We start from the raw sequence: 15,733 nt of genomic DNA, 5'->3' as shown, positions 1-15,733 counted from the left end.
GTATTCAGTGTATAGGTACATATTTCATATATGAGAAGTTATACGGCTGGCAGAAGAAGTAGTCACTTTTCCATGCTTGTCCTGTACATCAGGTTCGTTATCCAGAATGGAACACCTTTAGTTGCTTTAGAGTCGTTACATCGACCGAAGATGAAACTAGTTTCTCTTTTGCATGATATTGCCTTCAAACCAATCAAGTATTGCAAACATCAGATCAGAAGAAGATTTGATCATATCAGTTCTACTACGAATATAATATTCCGATTGAATGTACTTTCCGTCTATAAGATCTGAACTGCAATTTACGAGCAGATTGTCCACACAATCCTCATCAACTTCCGGATGGAACTGCACTGCAAGTACATTGCTCCCATAGATGAAACCCTGCTCCATGCAGGCTTCACTTTCAAATAGACGTCTTGCACCTTCTGGAAGAGTAAAGGTATCACCATGCCAATGGAAAGCAATTAATTCATACGGTACATGAAATAGAGTGTGATCTTCATGAAATACTGCCAGTGACCTGACTTTGTGCCAGCCGATTTCCCTGAACTTGTTTTTCGATACTGTCCCGCCTAATATTTCGGAAAGCATCTGGGCACCAAAGCAGACTCCATAAACAGCTTTGCTAGATCCGATTACAGCTTTTACATATTCTTTTTCATTCTTCAGCCACTGATACTCTGCCTCCTGGTAAACGCTCATCAGCCCACCCATTATTATGAGGAGATCAAAGTCATCAGGCTGTGGGAAAAATGAATTTGCAGATGGCATGCTTACGGATATAGAATAGCCTTTACTGCATGCCCATTCTCTGATATTACCAAGGGTTTCGAATTCCAGATGAACCAGACAATGAATTTTCATAATGATGCTACTGTGTATAGGATTTTTAACTTTAAACCTTTTTGGTGTCCAAAATTAATATCCAGTATCTGCTCAACACCAATTTGAAACACCTATGTTAATAGATGTCGCAAACGGCATGATCTGAAAGACACTACATAGTTTTGCAGCACCGGTGTAAATTAGTTTGTCTTACAAACAATGAATATTTTTTCACTACGTATATAGAAAGATATATATTTCACGCAATACATAAAAGTAGGAGACAGATTGATCCTATTTAATCAGGATTGAGGAGATAAAGAATGGTGGCTTTTACTAAATACCATGCTATTGCGGGGTTCATACTTTTTCTGCTACTTATAGTGGTAACGCAAATACCACTGGAAAAAACAGTTTATGAGGATTTTGAAAATATAACAAATATAACAGATAACCCATCAGGTATTACTTCCGAAAAAACACTTTTGATGTCAACAACAGACAATACACCTGCTGAAGAAGTAGTCGGGTGGTGGAAACATACAGGACACAGCACAGTATCTTCTAAGACTACTAGAGACGAGTTCAACAATGACAAAAACACTGATAATGATTCAGATGATGGCACGGAGAAAGAAAATCATGAAATTCCGGAATTCTCTACCATAATACTACCGGTCTTCATTATAATTTCAATAGCACTATTTAGCAGAAAATAGAGATTACTTTTTAAAGATCCATGAAGAATATATTGACGGGATATTTAATAATTTATTTTTACCAATTACCGACAAGTAAGTTCCTGAGCTTTTCAAAGACATGATAGCTGCATTTCCCGGCTCATAAATGAGGATGAATGCACCCAGTATTATGAAGAAACACCCTTGTATCGTATTCAGGAATATTGGTTCGTGAAGGAACAGGAATCCGAAGAATATGCCACTTACTGGTTCAAGCAGTGCGAGTACACTTACGGTCTGTGCGCGAATTTTTGCAACACTGTTAAGATAGAGGACTGAAGCAAAAGCTGTAGTTATCAGTCCGAAGAGAAAAAGAGTACGCATGTTCATGAAAAAAATGTCTGCAGGAACTTTGCTACCAAAAGGCAACAGAATCAGCAAACTGATCAACGTTGACCAGAACAACTGGGCAATTCCGGAATATTCGTCTTTCAGATAACTTACAGTCATGATGGTACCACTGTACGAAAGACCTGACAGGATACCAAGGACAATACCTGTTAAAAGACAGGCATCATACCCAGATGCACTGCTTCCAGGCAATATGATAATAAGAATCCCGGCTATTGAGACTAACATGGAAAAAATGCCACGTTTTGTTCTTTTTTCTTTTAGAAAAAAAGGAGATAGTAATGCAACATATACAGGAGCAGTGTAAAGCAACAGAACAGCTAATGAAACACCTGCATATTTTATAGAGCTGAAGTAAGTGTAAAGAGTCAAAACATTGAATATCGCAATTAAAAGAATAAAAAGCTTCTTTTTGCCCAAATAAAGCATCTTGTACTTTTTAGTTAATATGCAATAGGCCAATAGCAGTGTGAATCCAAATATAAGCCTGTAAAAGATTATAGATGCTGTTTGCATTTCATAAATGTGCTTTATAAAGATTCCACTAGCTCCAAATATTGTACATGAAATTATAAGCTCTATATAAGAATAGTTGCTACTTTTAGTGGATATCATCCTGGCTTTGCAGGAATAACCCCATGATATATAAAGAAATTTGAAACAAACAATCATGAATATATCTTAGAGGATAATAAGACCTACAGAGCCATAGATAACAGAAATAAAGGATATTATTCCGCCAATTTGAGAAATAGTTATCTTTCAACCTAATTCAAAACTGGTTACACCAAAAATATTGTTAATTGGAAGCTTAGGAACTTCTTTTGTATACATTCTGCAAGTCTCAAAAACCTTAGTCATACCGTGTGCTTTTGCGATATCTAATGCCTGCCTGTTGGGTTCAGGAACATCAAAGAACACGGGTGTTTCGCCAACAGAGGACAAGAGGCCATTAAATAGATCTTCCGCAATTTCAGGATCTGAAGCAAATAGCGGACCTATTTTAAAGCCAGTGAAACATGGCCTTATAACACCATATCCACAAATTGCATCCGACTTGTCAAGTTTTACAAATGAATTGCATCCTTTTTGAGAGAGCCATGCATGCAAGAAATTCTCACGGCGGGAGGGAAAATGCAAACTGTCATAATCTGCAAGAGCGTCAAATTGAACTTCTGAAACCGGGACAAGTCCAGCAGGTTCTTTGCCGCCTCCGATACCTTCAAAACGGATGTTGCAATAAGCAAAAGTGAAACCAGACCTCTGTTGATACTTCTCCTGCATTTCCATTACCCCGTCACCACCAATGTTTCGGTTGCCTGCATAAGACATGGCTTCAGCAAAAAGCCTGTTTCCGTAGCCTTGATTCCTGTATTCTTGATTTACAACGTAGAAACCGGCGAATGCAAACATATCATCGTAGATGACATTTGACATGCAGCATATAGGCTCATCATCAAGCTCACCTATAAAGAAACCGAAAGGATCTGCAGCGTAAAAACACTCAGCATCATTTATCCCAGGATTCCAGCCTTCTTCTTCTGCCCACATAATAGCTATATCTACATCTGAACGCTTCATCTTGCGAATCTGAAAATCTCCTCTTTCACTCATTAAGTAACACCGGTCGATTATTATAAAAACCTAATGATAACTAAATATTGGCAAATAGTGCACGGAGTGTACTACATCATAATATATTAGACACATAAGAAATAACTATTGCAGCTATAAACTAAAAAAATAAGATTACCTGCAAAAGCAGGAAAATATCTTATTGCCAATAACCCCATTGGCAATAATGCTGACAATAACCCCGGAACCATCCGGAAGATCCTGGAATGGCACCCCGAACCCGCTCATACTCCATTATCCACTATACCCCACTTTGAAATCGCTCATACTCCTACTTCATTTTCCCATTGGTTTAGAAGTGTGAGCATTTTCCGTTTTTAATATGCTGTTTTTGGATACCGAGAGGGAAGGTATCACGCCCACAATTCCGTGCAATCCAATTTCATTTTTACCGAGGGGATTTGGGATGAAGTCCACATCGTACTATTAGACGGTACATTTCAATTGAGGCAATCTCTGCTTGGAAGATCTTGCCACAATTAGTAGTATATTTTTCTACTATAAAAATATATCTACATTATAATATATAATGAGCATAATGATGATGAGGTTGAATTCGAGAAGAAAATATAACAAAGAATATATCAAAAGATATTATTCTAAGCAAAAATACTCCCCTTGCAAAGCAAATTTTGCATATATGAAACATTCAGAACACATACACCCCTTTTTTAATGTATCCGGATATGCTCCCTTAGAACAAAACATGAAGGTGCCTGCTCCCGGATAAGATGGGCAGGAAGGACAACTACAACCTTTGGAGTGATGAAAGGAAGTACAAATCCCAAAATATTTGCCACATCTTTCTGATAAGCACGATTTATTAGAAGGATCAGTATCCAGAAGTACACCTCACAATATATTAAAGGACAATGAAAAACGAAACATGCTTTTGTTATTGATTTTAAAGGATTATTGAAATGGATGTAAGAAAAGCTCATCCGAGCTTTTCCTGCAGGTATTTCTTAAAACTTGCATAATCCGTACCAAGATAATCCATGTGTTCTTCCCTTGCCTCGATCTCCTTCAGGCTTTGAGGAAGCTCAGGCTCAACACCTGTTTCGGCTTTTACATGTTCAGGAAACTTTGCAGGGTCTGCTGTTTCCAGTGTTACTGCAAGTGTATTATCACCTGTTTGAGACCTGTAATCAAGCAGCCCTTTTATACCTACTGCACCATGTGGTTCGATAAGAATGTTATACTTCTCGTAAATATCCCTTATTGTAGCCTTGGTCTCACTATCTGTGACAGAGCCGGAGTAAATATCATCCCTGAGCTTTTCCATGTCAGGCTCTTTGCTGATAGTACCCTTCTCATCCATTTCACCGCTATAAACAGCGATAAGCCTTGCAAGATTACTTGGGTGTCCCACGTTCATTGCATTTGAAAGGCAGTTCTTTGATGGAACAATCTTCTCATAGTTACCGGTACTAAGGAAATGAGGGACCTCATCGTTCTCATTCACAGACGCAATTATCTTTCTTATAGGGACGCCCATGGTCCTTGCCAGGACACAGCCCATCATATTACCAAAGTTGCCAGAGGGAATCGAGAATATGATATCATCCGGGTAGTTCCTGAGTCTTGCATATGCATAGATGTAGTAGATAGATTGCGGGACAAGACGACCAATGTTAATTGAATTTGCGGAGGAGAGATTGAAATGAGTGAGATCCTCGTCTGCAAAAGCCTGCTTTACCATTGCCTGGCAGTCATCGAATTTGCCATCTATTGAGATAGCTGTGATGTTCTGGTTCAGGGTTGTCATCTGCTTACGCTGGCGGTCAGATACCTCGTCGGTTGGGAAGAGTACGATGACCTTTATGTTGTCAAGCCCATAGAATGCATGAGCAACGGCACTGCCGGTATCTCCGGAGGTCGCTGTGAGGATGGTCAGGCTCTTGTTCTCTTTGCTGAGGTAATGCTGCATGAGCCTTGCCATCATGCGGGCTGCAAAGTCCTTAAAGGAAGCTGTGGGTCCTCTGTCAAGCCTCATTATGTAAGTCTGCTCATCTATTTTCTCAAGAGGAACATCATAGTTGTAAGCGTCAAAAGTGAGCGCTTTCAGTGACTCTTCGTCAACTTCGCCTTCAAGGACCTTGCTCAGGACCCTGTACGCGATCTCAGGATATGGTGCATCCCTGAAATAGTCGATCTCTTCCTTAGAGAAGGTCGGAAGGCTCTTTGGCATGTAAAGCCCCCTGTCCGGTGCAAGCCCTGTGATCAGAGCCTCCTGAAAGCTAACTTCCGGCGCCTTAAGATTTGTGCTATAGAGTTTCATTTTAACCAGGAATTCAGTTGATAAGGGTATAAACTAGATAATGACCTTTAAAGGATAAATAAGTATGAATAACTTGCCATCCCCAAAATGCCAGATCCGGCTTAACTTATACCTGAATCAGGAAACATGATAGACTTCCAGAGACTAATAAGAAGCCAGACAGAACAAAAACATATTCAAACTTTATTGTACTTTATTATGCATCAAAGTACAGTATAGTTCATTGAAGGAGGAGAATAGCTGTTGGTATTAATTAATAGAAGTCTAACAAAAACCATTGAAAATGCCGGAAGAATGGACAAGGAGAGGAACTCCTGATGCCCCTTCCGTATATTTACCTTATCATATCAATATGTAATAGTGATAAAGGATATTGTTTCTAAATATAGGACAGAAAAATAGATTAGAAATTATGCTTCAAAAAAGATTTTAGATATTATAATAAAGCTACTTCATTATCACACCGGTTGGTAGAAACCTACTAATTTTACATATGTGAGATGGAACGCATTTCTTGAGGGAGATTTATGTCAATTATAGCAGTTTCAGATGTACATCTTGGTATGAAGGGAGCAAAAGAGCAAGAATTCGTCAATTTTATCGAAGAGGCAAAACTTAAAGGGGTTGAACATTTAGTTCTTCTTGGAGATATAATTGATATATGGAGACGAGATTTTATAAAAGCGGTTCTTGAGTGTTCAAGATCGTTGACACTACTAAATGATCTGGCAGATAAAATGAAAGTCCATTATATTGTGGGAAATCATGACTTTTATTTACTGAGGCTCAGTGAACTTTTGGGAAAGAACTTTCCTTTCGAGGTGAAGAAATCAACTGTAATAAAGAGTAAAAACCAGGAGTTTTTCTTCTTTCATGGTTACCAGCTGGAGGTGTTGTGTAACCCGTATTACAAGTCTATGAAAACATACGAAACCTTCAGCGAGCAAATGTGCCTTGCTGGAGATGACACTGGTAATGCTGCTGATGCTGCATGGAAATTATTCCAGTCAAGTAGATCAATATTGGATTCGTTAAAACGAATTCCTGAAAATCCTCTGGATGCGCTTCGATCAATGATGAAGCCGCCGGAGGAAAGAATCAGGAACTTCAATAAGCATAATGTCATTGAACCGATTGAAGAGCTTGCAGGAGCTGAGACAAGACATTTCCTGTTCGACATACACCCTGGACAACATTTAATCTATGGCCATACCCACCACCAATATTTAAAAAAGGAAAATAAGGTTGCAAATACAGGCAGCTGGGGTTTTGGCGATGATAAGAAATTAGAGTATATTGAGATCGTTAATGATGAAGTGATGCTAAAGGAATTTACAGGATAGATCTGCAAATTCCCTGCAGGAAAATCAATTTTTCCTTTTTTATTTTGTTCCTGTTTTACCTTTATTCAGAATTGATCTTCTTCAATAGCCACGCCATATTCGAAGCAAGATTACCCATGGTCAGCATCCCTTCAGCATCATCATTGACATCCCCCGGATTCAGCCCGACACCCAGATTCCAGTAAGATGACCCCACGGTTATCATGCTGGAAATACCAAAGAGATGGTTGATAGTATCGTAAGCATGCACCGCTCCTGCCCTGCGCACAGCTATGACAGCAGCACCGACTTTCCTAGCAAGTAATCCACCATTTGCTATAGAAACGAATCCTGCACGGTCAATGAGCGCTTTTACTTCGGTGGAAACATCAGCAAAATATGTTGGTGAGCCGATGACAATCCCGTCAGCTTCCCTCATCTTTACGATACACTCATTGATGCCATCGTCATCAAATACACAAAGACCGTTCTTCATCTCAAAGCATTTCATACATGCAGTACAGCCGTGAACCTTCTTCCCGCCTATGTGTACGAGTTCGGTTTCTATTCCTTCAGCTTCAAGTTTGGATGTTAGTTCTTTCAGCAGAGCAGCAGTATTGCCTTCTTTTCGTGGACTTCCGTTTATAGCGACTACCTTCATGGTGTGTTCCTCTGTTTTCGGGGTTGTTTGGATTGATTAGATGAGAATATGAAATGGAGAGGTATAAATCGTTGATGAAGAGAAATAACAATAAAACAAGATTTCAAGTTAATAAATACAGAAAAATATTGTCCTAAAATAGTGCTTGGTGCGGGAGATGCGATTCGAACGCACGAACTCCTACGAGACTAGACTCTGAATCTAGCGCCTTTGACCTGGCTGGGCGACTCCCGCATTGTGAGTGATGGTTAGTAGTGCTTTTTGTAATTAAACTTTGTGTTTGAAAGGGGACAAAACGGATGGAAAATGAAAACTGGTGGCGGGTTATGCCAGCAGTTTCAGTAACAGTGCTTTCTGGGAATGCAGGCGGTTCTCGGCCTGGTCGAAGACGACCGAGTGAGGACCATCCATGACCTCTGCGCTTATTTCCTCGCCACGGTGTGCAGGGAGGCAATGCATGACGATAACATCGGATTTTGCCAGCTCGACCAGTCTGGAGTTTATCTGGTAGGGAGCAAGGTCCCTCAGGCGCTGCTCGCGCTCTTCCTCATCGCCCATGGACACCCACACATCAGTGTAGATAACATCAGCATCTGTGGCAGCCTCGTTGGGATCGTTGGTGACAGTGACCTTTCCGCCAAGCTCCCTTGCAAGCTCCACAATATCCTCATCCGGCTCATATCCCGGAGGACATGCAACCGCAGCCTCCATACCCATGATGGCACAACCAAGGATAGCCGAATTACATACATTGTTCCCATCGCCGACCCATGCGTATTTCAAGCCAGTGAGCCTGTTTTTGTACTCACGGATAGTTTGCAGGTCGGCAAGTATCTGGCATGGGTGCTCCTTATCTGAAAGCGCATTGATGACCGGAATAGAAGAGTGCTCTGCCAGCTGTTTCACCGTCTCATGGCTATAGACCCTTGCAATGATACCGTAGAGATATCTTGAGAGCACCTCGGAAGTGTCCCCAACCGTCTCACCACGGCCAAGCTGCATATCCCTTGGATTCAGGTAGAGCCCATGCCCGCCAAGATCGCACATAGCAACCTCAAATGACACTCTGGTACGTGTAGAGGATTTCTCAAATATCATACCCAGGCTCTTGTTCTTCAGGAGGTCTGTGACCTTGCCCCGCAGGCGTTTTTCCTTCAGGTCTTCCGCCATATCGAGTAACTCAACTATTTCATCATGAGTCAGGTCAGCCATTGAAATCAGGTGTTTCATACTATCAACCTTCACTAAACTATTAATAAACTAACATCACTATTAAACTATATTACTGCCCGCGTATTTGTTTCATATGGTCAATACGTCTCTGGATAAGGCCTGCCGTACCTATGTCACTTCTGTAGTGCAGGTCACCGGACAGATTCTCCAGGGCATTCTGAGCTATCTTCTCAGCCTCAGCAATGGAATCCGCAACACCTACAACAGCAACTGCCCTTGAACCGGTGGTGAAGACCCTTCCACCCTTCTCATAAACACTGGAATAGAAAAGAATGGCACTGCCAATGTCACCTACAACTACTTCCCTGTCCTTTGTCGGATTGTCAGGGTAGCCTGCCGGAACAGCATACTTACAAACTGTTGCCTTCTTGCTGAACTTCACATCCAGCTTATCAAGCGTACCGCTTGCCATTGCAGAAAGCACATCCACGTAATCGGTTTCAAGCAAAGGCAACACATTCATAGCCTCAGGGTCACCGAACCGCGCATTGAACTCAATGACCTTAGGACCATCCTTTGTGATCATGAACTGGCCATACAGCGTACCCCTGTACTTCTGTCCGGTTTCCTTGTAAAGCGCCTTGACAGTGTCGATCATTATCTGCTTGGAACTCTCAACATCCCCGGCAGTAAGGAAAGGAAGGATCTCACCTGGTGCATTGTAAGAACCCATACCACCTGTGTTTGGGCCAAGATCGTTCTCAAATGCCCTCTTGTGATCCTGAACAGTTGGCATGAAAGCAAGGTTCCTCCCATCAACAAAAGCCTGCAGTGTGAACTCCTCGCCAACGAGGTTCTCCTCAACAACAACGCTTCCCTGACCAAGCAGGCTTGAAGCGTATTCCTTTGCGGCATCCACATCAGGCAACTGGTCGCCCATTACCTTGACACCCTTGCCACCTGTAAGACCTGATGGCTTGATAGCAACATTTCCAAGCTCATAGATGAAAGCATCCATAGCATCCTTCTCAGTGAATACCTCAAAGACAGGACAACCTGCAATGTTATTGTTCTTCATGAAATTGCGTGCCCATGCCTTATCAAACTCAAGCTGTGCAACCTTCTTTTTCGGACTGGCAACACTGATACCCGCATCCTCCAGAGCGTCTGCAAGACCAGCTGCAAGCGGTGCTTCCGGGCCAACTACAGCGAGCTCTACATTCTTTGACAATGCAAACCCGACAATTTTATCCACATCGGTCTCTTTTTCAAGAAGGAAATCCTCACATAATTCAGCAATTCCCGGATTCTTCTTTGACATCACGGCATAGATGGACGGATCTTTCCTGCTTCGTGCCATTGCTGCTGCGATAGCATGCTCTCTTCCGCCGCCACCAACTACTAATATGTTCATATATCAAACCTCATCATAAGAAAACTACTATTAACTACGTGCAGATAATTTCAATTCAATATCTGTATTCAATATCCGTAATTATGTTTGTTATTTTATTAGGAATCAGAATATCAGAGAGTTCTAATTCCTGAAATAAATAACTTGCCTTTTTTTACCTGCAAAATCAAATTAAAATGAATCAGATCAGATCACTTGCCCTGACAAGAGGAACAAGCTTCACACCAATGTCACTTAGGCTCTTCTCTGCCCCTGAATCCCTGTCAACAACTGTAATGACCCTGTCAACAACGGCACCTGCTTCACGTATTGCCTCAATGGCATCCTTTACAGAACCACCACTTGTAGTCACATCCTCAAGAAGCAATATCTTTGAGCCTGCGTGGAAATCACCGACAAAACGCCCGCCTGTGCCATAACCTTTTTCAGATTTGCGTATCAGCACAAGTGGCAGGTTTGCCTCAAGAGAGACAGCCGTGGCAAGAGGAACACCGCCAAGCACAACACCGCCGACAGCATCAATTTCAAGTCCTTTAATGACCCTTGATGCTTCCTTTGCTATAACTTTAAGCGTAGCAGGGTCCGTGCTTGCCTTCTTGATATCAATATAATATGTACTTTTCTTACCTGAGGCAAGTGTGAAATCGCCAAACTTAACAGCACCACACGCCTTCAGAGCATCTATCAATGCACGTTTACCATTCCCTTCAGACATTAGATCACCTGATAATTAAAATCGTTCAAAATATTAAATGCTCACCAAGGCTCATTCTTGACCCCGATGAAATATCCTATAATGTTCGTGCTCAGGTGCAGGACAGGAGTCAGAACCAGCAGCACAATTATTATTGAAGCAGTAAAGTTGGCTGTGAACCAGCCGGGAGCTATTATGTACGTGAGCAACCATGCACCGAATACAAAATCAAGCTGATCGACAACCGGAAGCGGTGCACCTCTTTTAAGGCCAAGTCGCCTCTTGAAGAAACTCATGAACATATCCCCAAACAGAGAACCAAATGCCAGTGCAAAGATAACAACTGTAGCATTTACACCGTTTCCTGCAAAAGAAGGAAGCTCTACTGAGAACAACATTGAGTTCATGGACAGATAATACATCTGCAACAGACCAACTACCATTCCGAAAAATATGCCTGAAAGAAGGCCACGGTATGTTTTTCCATCACCAAGTATACGCCTTCCGTCCCCAAGTGTCTTGCCACCATCAATTGGTTTTCCTCCACCAAAGACAGCTGCCACAGGACTTGGAATATAGGCAGGAAGCATCAGCCAGACAGCAGTTATCAGCATCTCTATCGTATTTATCAACTCACATTTGTTGCTCTGTTCTGATATGCAACATCATTATTTAAGATATCGAAACACATTGGGTAAAATAGCTCTAATTATAAATATGTTGTATACATAGAATTTGCCTGCAAGATGAAAAACAAAATACCCCCTTTAACAACTAGCAATACTATGCTTGCGACTGTTGTCACTTTTCTCATGCTGGCAACAATCATAACAATGGGAATGCTAACACCCCTCATCGCAAAACTGACAACCGGAGCTGAACTTAGCCTTGAATCCAGCTACTTCAACAACAGGGCTGCAATTCCTGTGACCATCCTGGTTCTTCTCCTGAGTACATGCATGCTCGTAGGTTATGCAAACCGCAAGCACATCGTCCCAATAGTAGGAGGAACAGCTGCACTTTCAATCCTTTTTGCCGTAATCTCACCCTTAGAGAATACACCTATGGACATTTCCGTGCCCGTACTTATCGTTGCCCTTCTGGCAACCTTTTACAGAATAATAAAAATATACAGCATCAGCAAGAATGATATCACTTTAGTAAAGATCAAGAAACTCAGCGCACATGTGATACACGTGGGAATCCTGCTCATCCTGCTTGGAATCGTCCTCAGTTCTAACATGAAAGTAGAAAATTCCGCTGTACTCGGGACAACTGAGACAGGCTCATTTGACGGACAGCACTACCAGTTGAAGATCAACAGTATGAATTCATACTATAGTGGTGAGGCTTTCCGCAGCTATCCTGCATCATCATACACTACTGAAATTGATTTTGACATATATAAGAACGGGAACTATTTCAAGACAGGACAGATCAATTATATCACTGATTTCAAATGGGGACAGACATACACCACCACTTACATTAATCGAGGACTTACAGAAGAGCTGTTCATTGCTCCAAGGGCTATAGATGAATCCGGCGGTAAAGTCGATATCTACATGCGAACTGTGCCCTTCATCAACTGCCTTTGGGGAGGAATATACCTGATGGTAATAGGCATCACTGCCCTGCTATTGGCAGACCGCACAAACGACGGAAAAGCAACTTCATCCAGTGTAAGTAGGAAAACAGGCCCGGAAGGAACATATGACAGACTGCTCGAACAGGAAATAGAAAAACGTAGGTTAAAAAGAGCAGAGGGAAAGAGGTGATGATTTGAATTTGGGTATGATCTTCATATGGCTGGCCTTTATATGCGGCTGGGGTGCCACATTCTATTCAATTCGTTATTATACATTATCCGATTACAGAGCAAAGATACGCTTAAGTAAACTGGAAATGATGTGTACTGCTTGTATTACACTCTCTGCATTCATACTCATGACATACCTTCTGAGTGTCAATGCTTCCTATGAATACGTATTCAATCACTCTAGCAAAGACCTTTCATGGTTCTATCGCATGTCTGCTTTCTGGGCAGGACAACAAGGTTCTCTTCTGCTCTGGACATGGGCAATACTTGTAATGCTGATGTTCCTCCGTTACACAGGACACACAAAGGAGCTTACTGAAACAAGGATGATGGACATTACAAGAATGGCATCTATAGCAATAGTATCCGTATTTCTGACATTGCTGGTAATCGACAACCCATTCTCAGCATACCGTATACTCCCATCTGGCGCTGTTGAAGCAACTAACTGGAATCCGTTTGCGGTTCTGTTTGATGTACCTTACGGACAGGGCATGAACCCACTCCTGCGCAATCCCTGGATGGCTGTCCACCCACCTGTACTCTTCCTTGGATATGCAGCATTCACTATACCTTTCGCAGCTGCCATTGCCAACCTTGTCACAAAGGACACACGATGGACACTTGTGGCAAGAGACTGGATGAGAATTGCATGGCTCTTCCTCACACTAGGGATTGGCCTTGGAGGATTCTGGGCATACGAGGTACTTGGATGGGGCGCATGGTACTGGACATGGGATCCCGTAGAAACATCCTCACTTATACCATGGATAACAGCCACAGCATACCTGCATGCCCAGACACGCGCAAAACACGGCGAATACGGATTCCTGGCACCACTGCTTGCAGTAGCATCATTCATTCTGGTGATATTTGCAACCTTTGTTACAAGGAGTGGAATATGGGCTTCAGTGCATTCATGGCAGGATTTCACAACCCATGGACTTGTGATTGCCATATTCCTTTTGATAATAACAGGAATCAGCGTATACCTCTTAGCAAAAAGATATCTGGAAAATGAAAAGAATATATCAGACTCTGCCTGAATCTTCAACTATGTAAACTACTTTAAATATTATATTTAATTGAGGAAATATTAAGGAATTGTTAATATAATCTCCGTCAAAATAGTTATGATCTAATCCCCAGCCAGATCATTCATCAATGAACGTGTCTGTTTTTAGTTTACCATTCTTTACAATCAGTATTTCAATCTTCCTTTCAGCCTTTGATAGCTTATGGTTGCACACACGGGCAAGTTTCATGCCACGCTCAAATATCAAAAGGCTTTCATCCAGGGTCATTTGGCCCCTTTCAAGCTTATCTACAAGGGATTCCAGCTCTTCCAGCGAGCTTTCAAAACTCAGCCCTTCCAGCTCTTCATTATCATCTATTATCTCCTTCATAGATTCAACTCCATCTCATCAATGTTTCGCCTCTCAGGCTTGATACCCTTTACACTGCATTTCACAGTACCATCAATGACCCTTATATCCAGACATTCATCCGGACTCACATCCCCGATGCTTCTGACAATGCTATGATCCCTGCTACGAAGAACAATACTGTATCCCCTCTCTAACGTATTCAACGGGCTTACAGCATTCAGACGACCTGCAACCCCGGATAACGAGGACACCTTTGACTCAATTATCTTAGCAATTCCGAACTCCATGCGTGAGCTGAGTTCATCAACCCTTTGTAGATCACGCCGCAGTATCTCAGCAAATCTTTTGTGGTCAATTCTGGAACAAAGATAGTCCACATGGCGGACTTTGTCAGACATATAATGCATTACAGCTTGCTCCATACGTAATGAAAGAGAAAACACATATTTCGTCAATTCAGACTTTTCCGGAACTGCGATCTCTGCAGCTGCCGATGGTGTGGGAGCCCTCACATCAGCCACAAAGTCAGCAATTGTGTAATCTGTTTCATGTCCCACAGCTGAGATAATCGGTACTTTGGACTCGAATATTGATCTTGCAACAATTTCCTCATTAAATGACCACATGTCTTCTAATGAACCACCGCCTCTGCCAACAATTATCACATCAACGTCTGTTCTATTGAGATGTTCAATTGACCTGGCGATACTTGCAGCAGACTGTTCTCCCTGGACAATTGCCGGACTTAGCAGTACATCCACAGGGAACCTGCGTTTGAGCACATTGAGTATATCATGAATAGCAGCGCCTGTTGGCGAGGTGATAACTCCTACCTTCCCCGGGAAACGAGGAATCTTTTTCTTGTGGGACACATCGAACAAACCTTCTTCTTCCAATCTGTTCCTGAGTTGTTCGTAAGCCTTGTAGAGCTCACCGATACCATCAGGACGCATGTCCAGTACCCGCAGCTGATACTGGCCTCGCACGGTATAAACATCCACTGACCCGAAAACAAGAACCTTCATGGACGACTCCGGTTCAAATTTAAGGGTTCGGTTAGTCATCCGGAAACTCACACAACTTATCTGTGCACCTTTATCCTTCAAAGTGAAATAATAATGACCAGAGCTGTGTTTTGTCAGGTTTGATATCTCACCTCGCACCCATACCTGCCCCAGTTGCGGATCATGTGAAAAAACCTGCTTTATATAGTCATTCAATTGTGAAACAGTGTATATACCCATGTAAAATCTCCGGCCCTTAAAGAAGATAGGCTCTGCAAATATAAAGTCCAGAGGGGAGTTAGGTGAAAGTATTATATTAACACTTGTTACCCGCAGATGTGGATTTAAAAGAAAAGAACCGAGTATTTAGGATTATATGAGTGTTTAAAAAAATTAATCATTAGAAGATAATTTCGAAACTTA

General features: G+C 41.9%; 17 protein-coding genes, 1 tRNA gene and 1 pseudogene. 5 read left to right on the top strand and 14 right to left on the bottom strand.

Annotated elements, in window-relative coordinates; all coding sequences use genetic code 11:
• Positions 1 to 156: 156 nt before the first annotated feature.
• Positions 157 to 867, bottom strand: a complete 711-nt coding sequence (locus BB781_RS11415; RefSeq protein ID WP_094228615.1) for a type 1 glutamine amidotransferase — start codon at positions 865 to 867, stop codon at positions 157 to 159.
• A gap of 284 nt (positions 868 to 1,151) precedes the next feature.
• On the opposite strand from BB781_RS11415, the gene BB781_RS11410 reads away from it, so the two are divergent.
• A complete protein-coding gene (locus tag BB781_RS11410) occupies positions 1,152 to 1,547 on the top strand; it encodes a hypothetical protein (RefSeq protein ID WP_094228614.1) in 396 nt (131 codons plus the stop codon).
• Between the two features lie 3 nt (positions 1,548 to 1,550).
• On the opposite strand, the gene BB781_RS16185 is transcribed toward BB781_RS11410, so the two are convergent.
• On the bottom strand, positions 1,551 to 2,018 hold the full coding sequence (locus BB781_RS16185; protein ID WP_242492645.1) for a DMT family transporter: 468 nt from the start codon (positions 2,016 to 2,018) through the stop codon (positions 1,551 to 1,553).
• On the opposite strand from BB781_RS16185, the gene BB781_RS16180 reads away from it, so the two are divergent.
• Positions 2,017 to 2,226, top strand: a complete 210-nt coding sequence (locus BB781_RS16180; protein ID WP_242492646.1) for a hypothetical protein — start codon at positions 2,017 to 2,019, stop codon at positions 2,224 to 2,226. The two genes, BB781_RS16185 and BB781_RS16180, sit on opposite strands and share 2 nt — an antisense overlap.
• Here BB781_RS16180 and BB781_RS16175 read toward each other — a convergent pair.
• The 4 genes and pseudogenes from BB781_RS16175 to thrC all read right to left on the bottom strand — a co-directional run.
• Positions 2,172 to 2,534: pseudogene (locus BB781_RS16175) on the bottom strand (EamA family transporter); the annotation flags it as partial. The gene BB781_RS16180 and the pseudogene BB781_RS16175 sit on opposite strands and share 55 nt — an antisense overlap.
• 147 nt (positions 2,535 to 2,681) lie before the next feature.
• The gene (locus BB781_RS11400) at positions 2,682 to 3,533 is read right to left on the bottom strand and encodes a GNAT family N-acetyltransferase (protein ID WP_094228613.1); all 852 of its coding nucleotides are present in this window, start codon (positions 3,531 to 3,533) and stop codon (positions 2,682 to 2,684) included.
• A gap of 615 nt (positions 3,534 to 4,148) precedes the next feature.
• Positions 4,149 to 4,262 (bottom strand): DUF2769 domain-containing protein, encoded by a 114-nt coding sequence (locus BB781_RS16170; RefSeq protein ID WP_242492641.1) that lies wholly within the window; start codon positions 4,260 to 4,262, stop codon positions 4,149 to 4,151.
• Positions 4,263 to 4,491: 229 nt separating this feature from the next.
• Complete coding sequence (gene thrC / locus BB781_RS11390; RefSeq protein ID WP_094228611.1) at positions 4,492 to 5,835, bottom strand: threonine synthase; 1,344 nt, start codon at positions 5,833 to 5,835, stop codon at positions 4,492 to 4,494.
• Positions 5,836 to 6,362: 527 nt separating this feature from the next.
• Here thrC and BB781_RS11385 point away from each other — a divergent pair.
• Complete coding sequence (locus BB781_RS11385; protein WP_094228610.1) at positions 6,363 to 7,178, top strand: UDP-2,3-diacylglucosamine diphosphatase; 816 nt, start codon at positions 6,363 to 6,365, stop codon at positions 7,176 to 7,178.
• A 61-nt stretch (positions 7,179 to 7,239) separates the two neighbouring features.
• Here BB781_RS11385 and BB781_RS11380 read toward each other — a convergent pair whose 3' ends face one another.
• The 6 genes from BB781_RS11380 to BB781_RS11355 all read right to left on the bottom strand — a co-directional run bounded on the left by BB781_RS11380 (position 7,240) and on the right by BB781_RS11355 (position 11,689).
• A complete protein-coding gene (locus BB781_RS11380) occupies positions 7,240 to 7,818 on the bottom strand; it encodes a flavodoxin family protein (protein ID WP_094228609.1) in 579 nt (192 codons plus the stop codon).
• Positions 7,819 to 7,964: 146 nt separating this feature from the next.
• Positions 7,965 to 8,052, bottom strand: a tRNA-Leu gene (locus BB781_RS11375).
• A 90-nt stretch (positions 8,053 to 8,142) separates the two neighbouring features.
• Positions 8,143 to 9,048: an ornithine carbamoyltransferase gene (gene argF, locus BB781_RS11370; protein WP_094228608.1), complete on the bottom strand. Its 906-nt coding sequence runs from the start codon at positions 9,046 to 9,048 to the stop codon at positions 8,143 to 8,145.
• Between the two features lie 52 nt (positions 9,049 to 9,100).
• The gene (gene purD, locus BB781_RS11365; RefSeq protein ID WP_094228607.1) at positions 9,101 to 10,405 is read right to left on the bottom strand and encodes a phosphoribosylamine--glycine ligase; all 1,305 of its coding nucleotides are present in this window, start codon (positions 10,403 to 10,405) and stop codon (positions 9,101 to 9,103) included.
• Between the two features lie 181 nt (positions 10,406 to 10,586).
• A complete protein-coding gene (gene pyrE / locus BB781_RS11360) occupies positions 10,587 to 11,120 on the bottom strand; it encodes an orotate phosphoribosyltransferase (RefSeq protein WP_094228606.1) in 534 nt (177 codons plus the stop codon).
• A 41-nt stretch (positions 11,121 to 11,161) separates the two neighbouring features.
• The gene (locus tag BB781_RS11355; protein ID WP_242492644.1) at positions 11,162 to 11,689 is read right to left on the bottom strand and encodes a CDP-2,3-bis-(O-geranylgeranyl)-sn-glycerol synthase; all 528 of its coding nucleotides are present in this window, start codon (positions 11,687 to 11,689) and stop codon (positions 11,162 to 11,164) included.
• A 195-nt stretch (positions 11,690 to 11,884) separates the two neighbouring features.
• On the opposite strand from BB781_RS11355, the gene BB781_RS11350 reads away from it, so the two are divergent.
• A complete protein-coding gene (locus tag BB781_RS11350) occupies positions 11,885 to 12,877 on the top strand; it encodes a cytochrome c-type biogenesis CcmF C-terminal domain-containing protein (protein WP_242492640.1) in 993 nt (330 codons plus the stop codon).
• Positions 12,878 to 12,881: 4 nt separating this feature from the next.
• Positions 12,882 to 13,964 (top strand): cytochrome c biogenesis protein CcsA, encoded by a 1,083-nt coding sequence (gene ccsA / locus BB781_RS11345; RefSeq protein ID WP_242492639.1) that lies wholly within the window; start codon positions 12,882 to 12,884, stop codon positions 13,962 to 13,964.
• A gap of 108 nt (positions 13,965 to 14,072) precedes the next feature.
• Here ccsA and BB781_RS11340 read toward each other — a convergent pair whose 3' ends face one another.
• A complete protein-coding gene (locus tag BB781_RS11340; RefSeq protein ID WP_094228603.1) occupies positions 14,073 to 14,324 on the bottom strand; it encodes an exodeoxyribonuclease VII small subunit in 252 nt (83 codons plus the stop codon).
• Complete coding sequence (gene xseA / locus BB781_RS11335) at positions 14,321 to 15,550, bottom strand: exodeoxyribonuclease VII large subunit (protein WP_094228602.1); 1,230 nt, start codon at positions 15,548 to 15,550, stop codon at positions 14,321 to 14,323. The genes BB781_RS11340 and xseA overlap by 4 nt, the downstream gene beginning before the upstream one ends.
• Positions 15,551 to 15,733 lie beyond the last annotated feature (183 nt).

It is taken from the genome of Methanolobus psychrotolerans, assembly GCF_002243045.1.
Classification (GTDB): Archaea; Halobacteriota; Methanosarcinia; order Methanosarcinales; family Methanosarcinaceae; genus Methanolobus; species Methanolobus psychrotolerans.
Note: the sequence above shows the minus strand (reverse complement) of the source record. Positions and strands in the feature narration are given on the sequence as shown.

What these genes read in the sequence shown, in the direction of transcription:
- BB781_RS11410 (WP_094228614.1), top strand. Translation starts at nt 1,152, where the DNA reads ATGGTGGCTTTTACTAAATACCATGCTATTGCGGGGTTCATACTTTTT.
- BB781_RS11380 (WP_094228609.1), bottom strand. Translation starts at nt 7,818, where the DNA reads ATGAAGGTAGTCGCTATAAACGGAAGTCCACGAAAAGAAGGCAATACT.
- BB781_RS11350 (WP_242492640.1), top strand. Translation starts at nt 11,885, where the DNA reads ATGCTTGCGACTGTTGTCACTTTTCTCATGCTGGCAACAATCATAACA.
- BB781_RS11355 (WP_242492644.1), bottom strand. Translation starts at nt 11,689, where the DNA reads ATGCTTCCTGCCTATATTCCAAGTCCTGTGGCAGCTGTCTTTGGTGGA.
- argF (WP_094228608.1), bottom strand. Translation starts at nt 9,048, where the DNA reads ATGAAACACCTGATTTCAATGGCTGACCTGACTCATGATGAAATAGTT.
- thrC (WP_094228611.1), bottom strand. Translation starts at nt 5,835, where the DNA reads ATGAAACTCTATAGCACAAATCTTAAGGCGCCGGAAGTTAGCTTTCAG.
- BB781_RS11400 (WP_094228613.1), bottom strand. Translation starts at nt 3,533, where the DNA reads ATGAGTGAAAGAGGAGATTTTCAGATTCGCAAGATGAAGCGTTCAGAT.
- BB781_RS11415 (WP_094228615.1), bottom strand. Translation starts at nt 867, where the DNA reads ATGAAAATTCATTGTCTGGTTCATCTGGAATTCGAAACCCTTGGTAAT.
- pyrE (WP_094228606.1), bottom strand. Translation starts at nt 11,120, where the DNA reads ATGTCTGAAGGGAATGGTAAACGTGCATTGATAGATGCTCTGAAGGCG.
- BB781_RS11340 (WP_094228603.1), bottom strand. Translation starts at nt 14,324, where the DNA reads ATGAAGGAGATAATAGATGATAATGAAGAGCTGGAAGGGCTGAGTTTT.
- BB781_RS16170 (WP_242492641.1), bottom strand. Translation starts at nt 4,262, where the DNA reads ATGTTTTGTTCTAAGGGAGCATATCCGGATACATTAAAAAAGGGGTGT.
- BB781_RS16185 (WP_242492645.1), bottom strand. Translation starts at nt 2,018, where the DNA reads ATGACTGTAAGTTATCTGAAAGACGAATATTCCGGAATTGCCCAGTTG.
- purD (WP_094228607.1), bottom strand. Translation starts at nt 10,405, where the DNA reads ATGAACATATTAGTAGTTGGTGGCGGCGGAAGAGAGCATGCTATCGCA.
- BB781_RS16180 (WP_242492646.1), top strand. Translation starts at nt 2,017, where the DNA reads ATGATGGTACCACTGTACGAAAGACCTGACAGGATACCAAGGACAATA.
- BB781_RS11385 (WP_094228610.1), top strand. Translation starts at nt 6,363, where the DNA reads ATGTCAATTATAGCAGTTTCAGATGTACATCTTGGTATGAAGGGAGCA.
- xseA (WP_094228602.1), bottom strand. Translation starts at nt 15,550, where the DNA reads ATGGGTATATACACTGTTTCACAATTGAATGACTATATAAAGCAGGTT.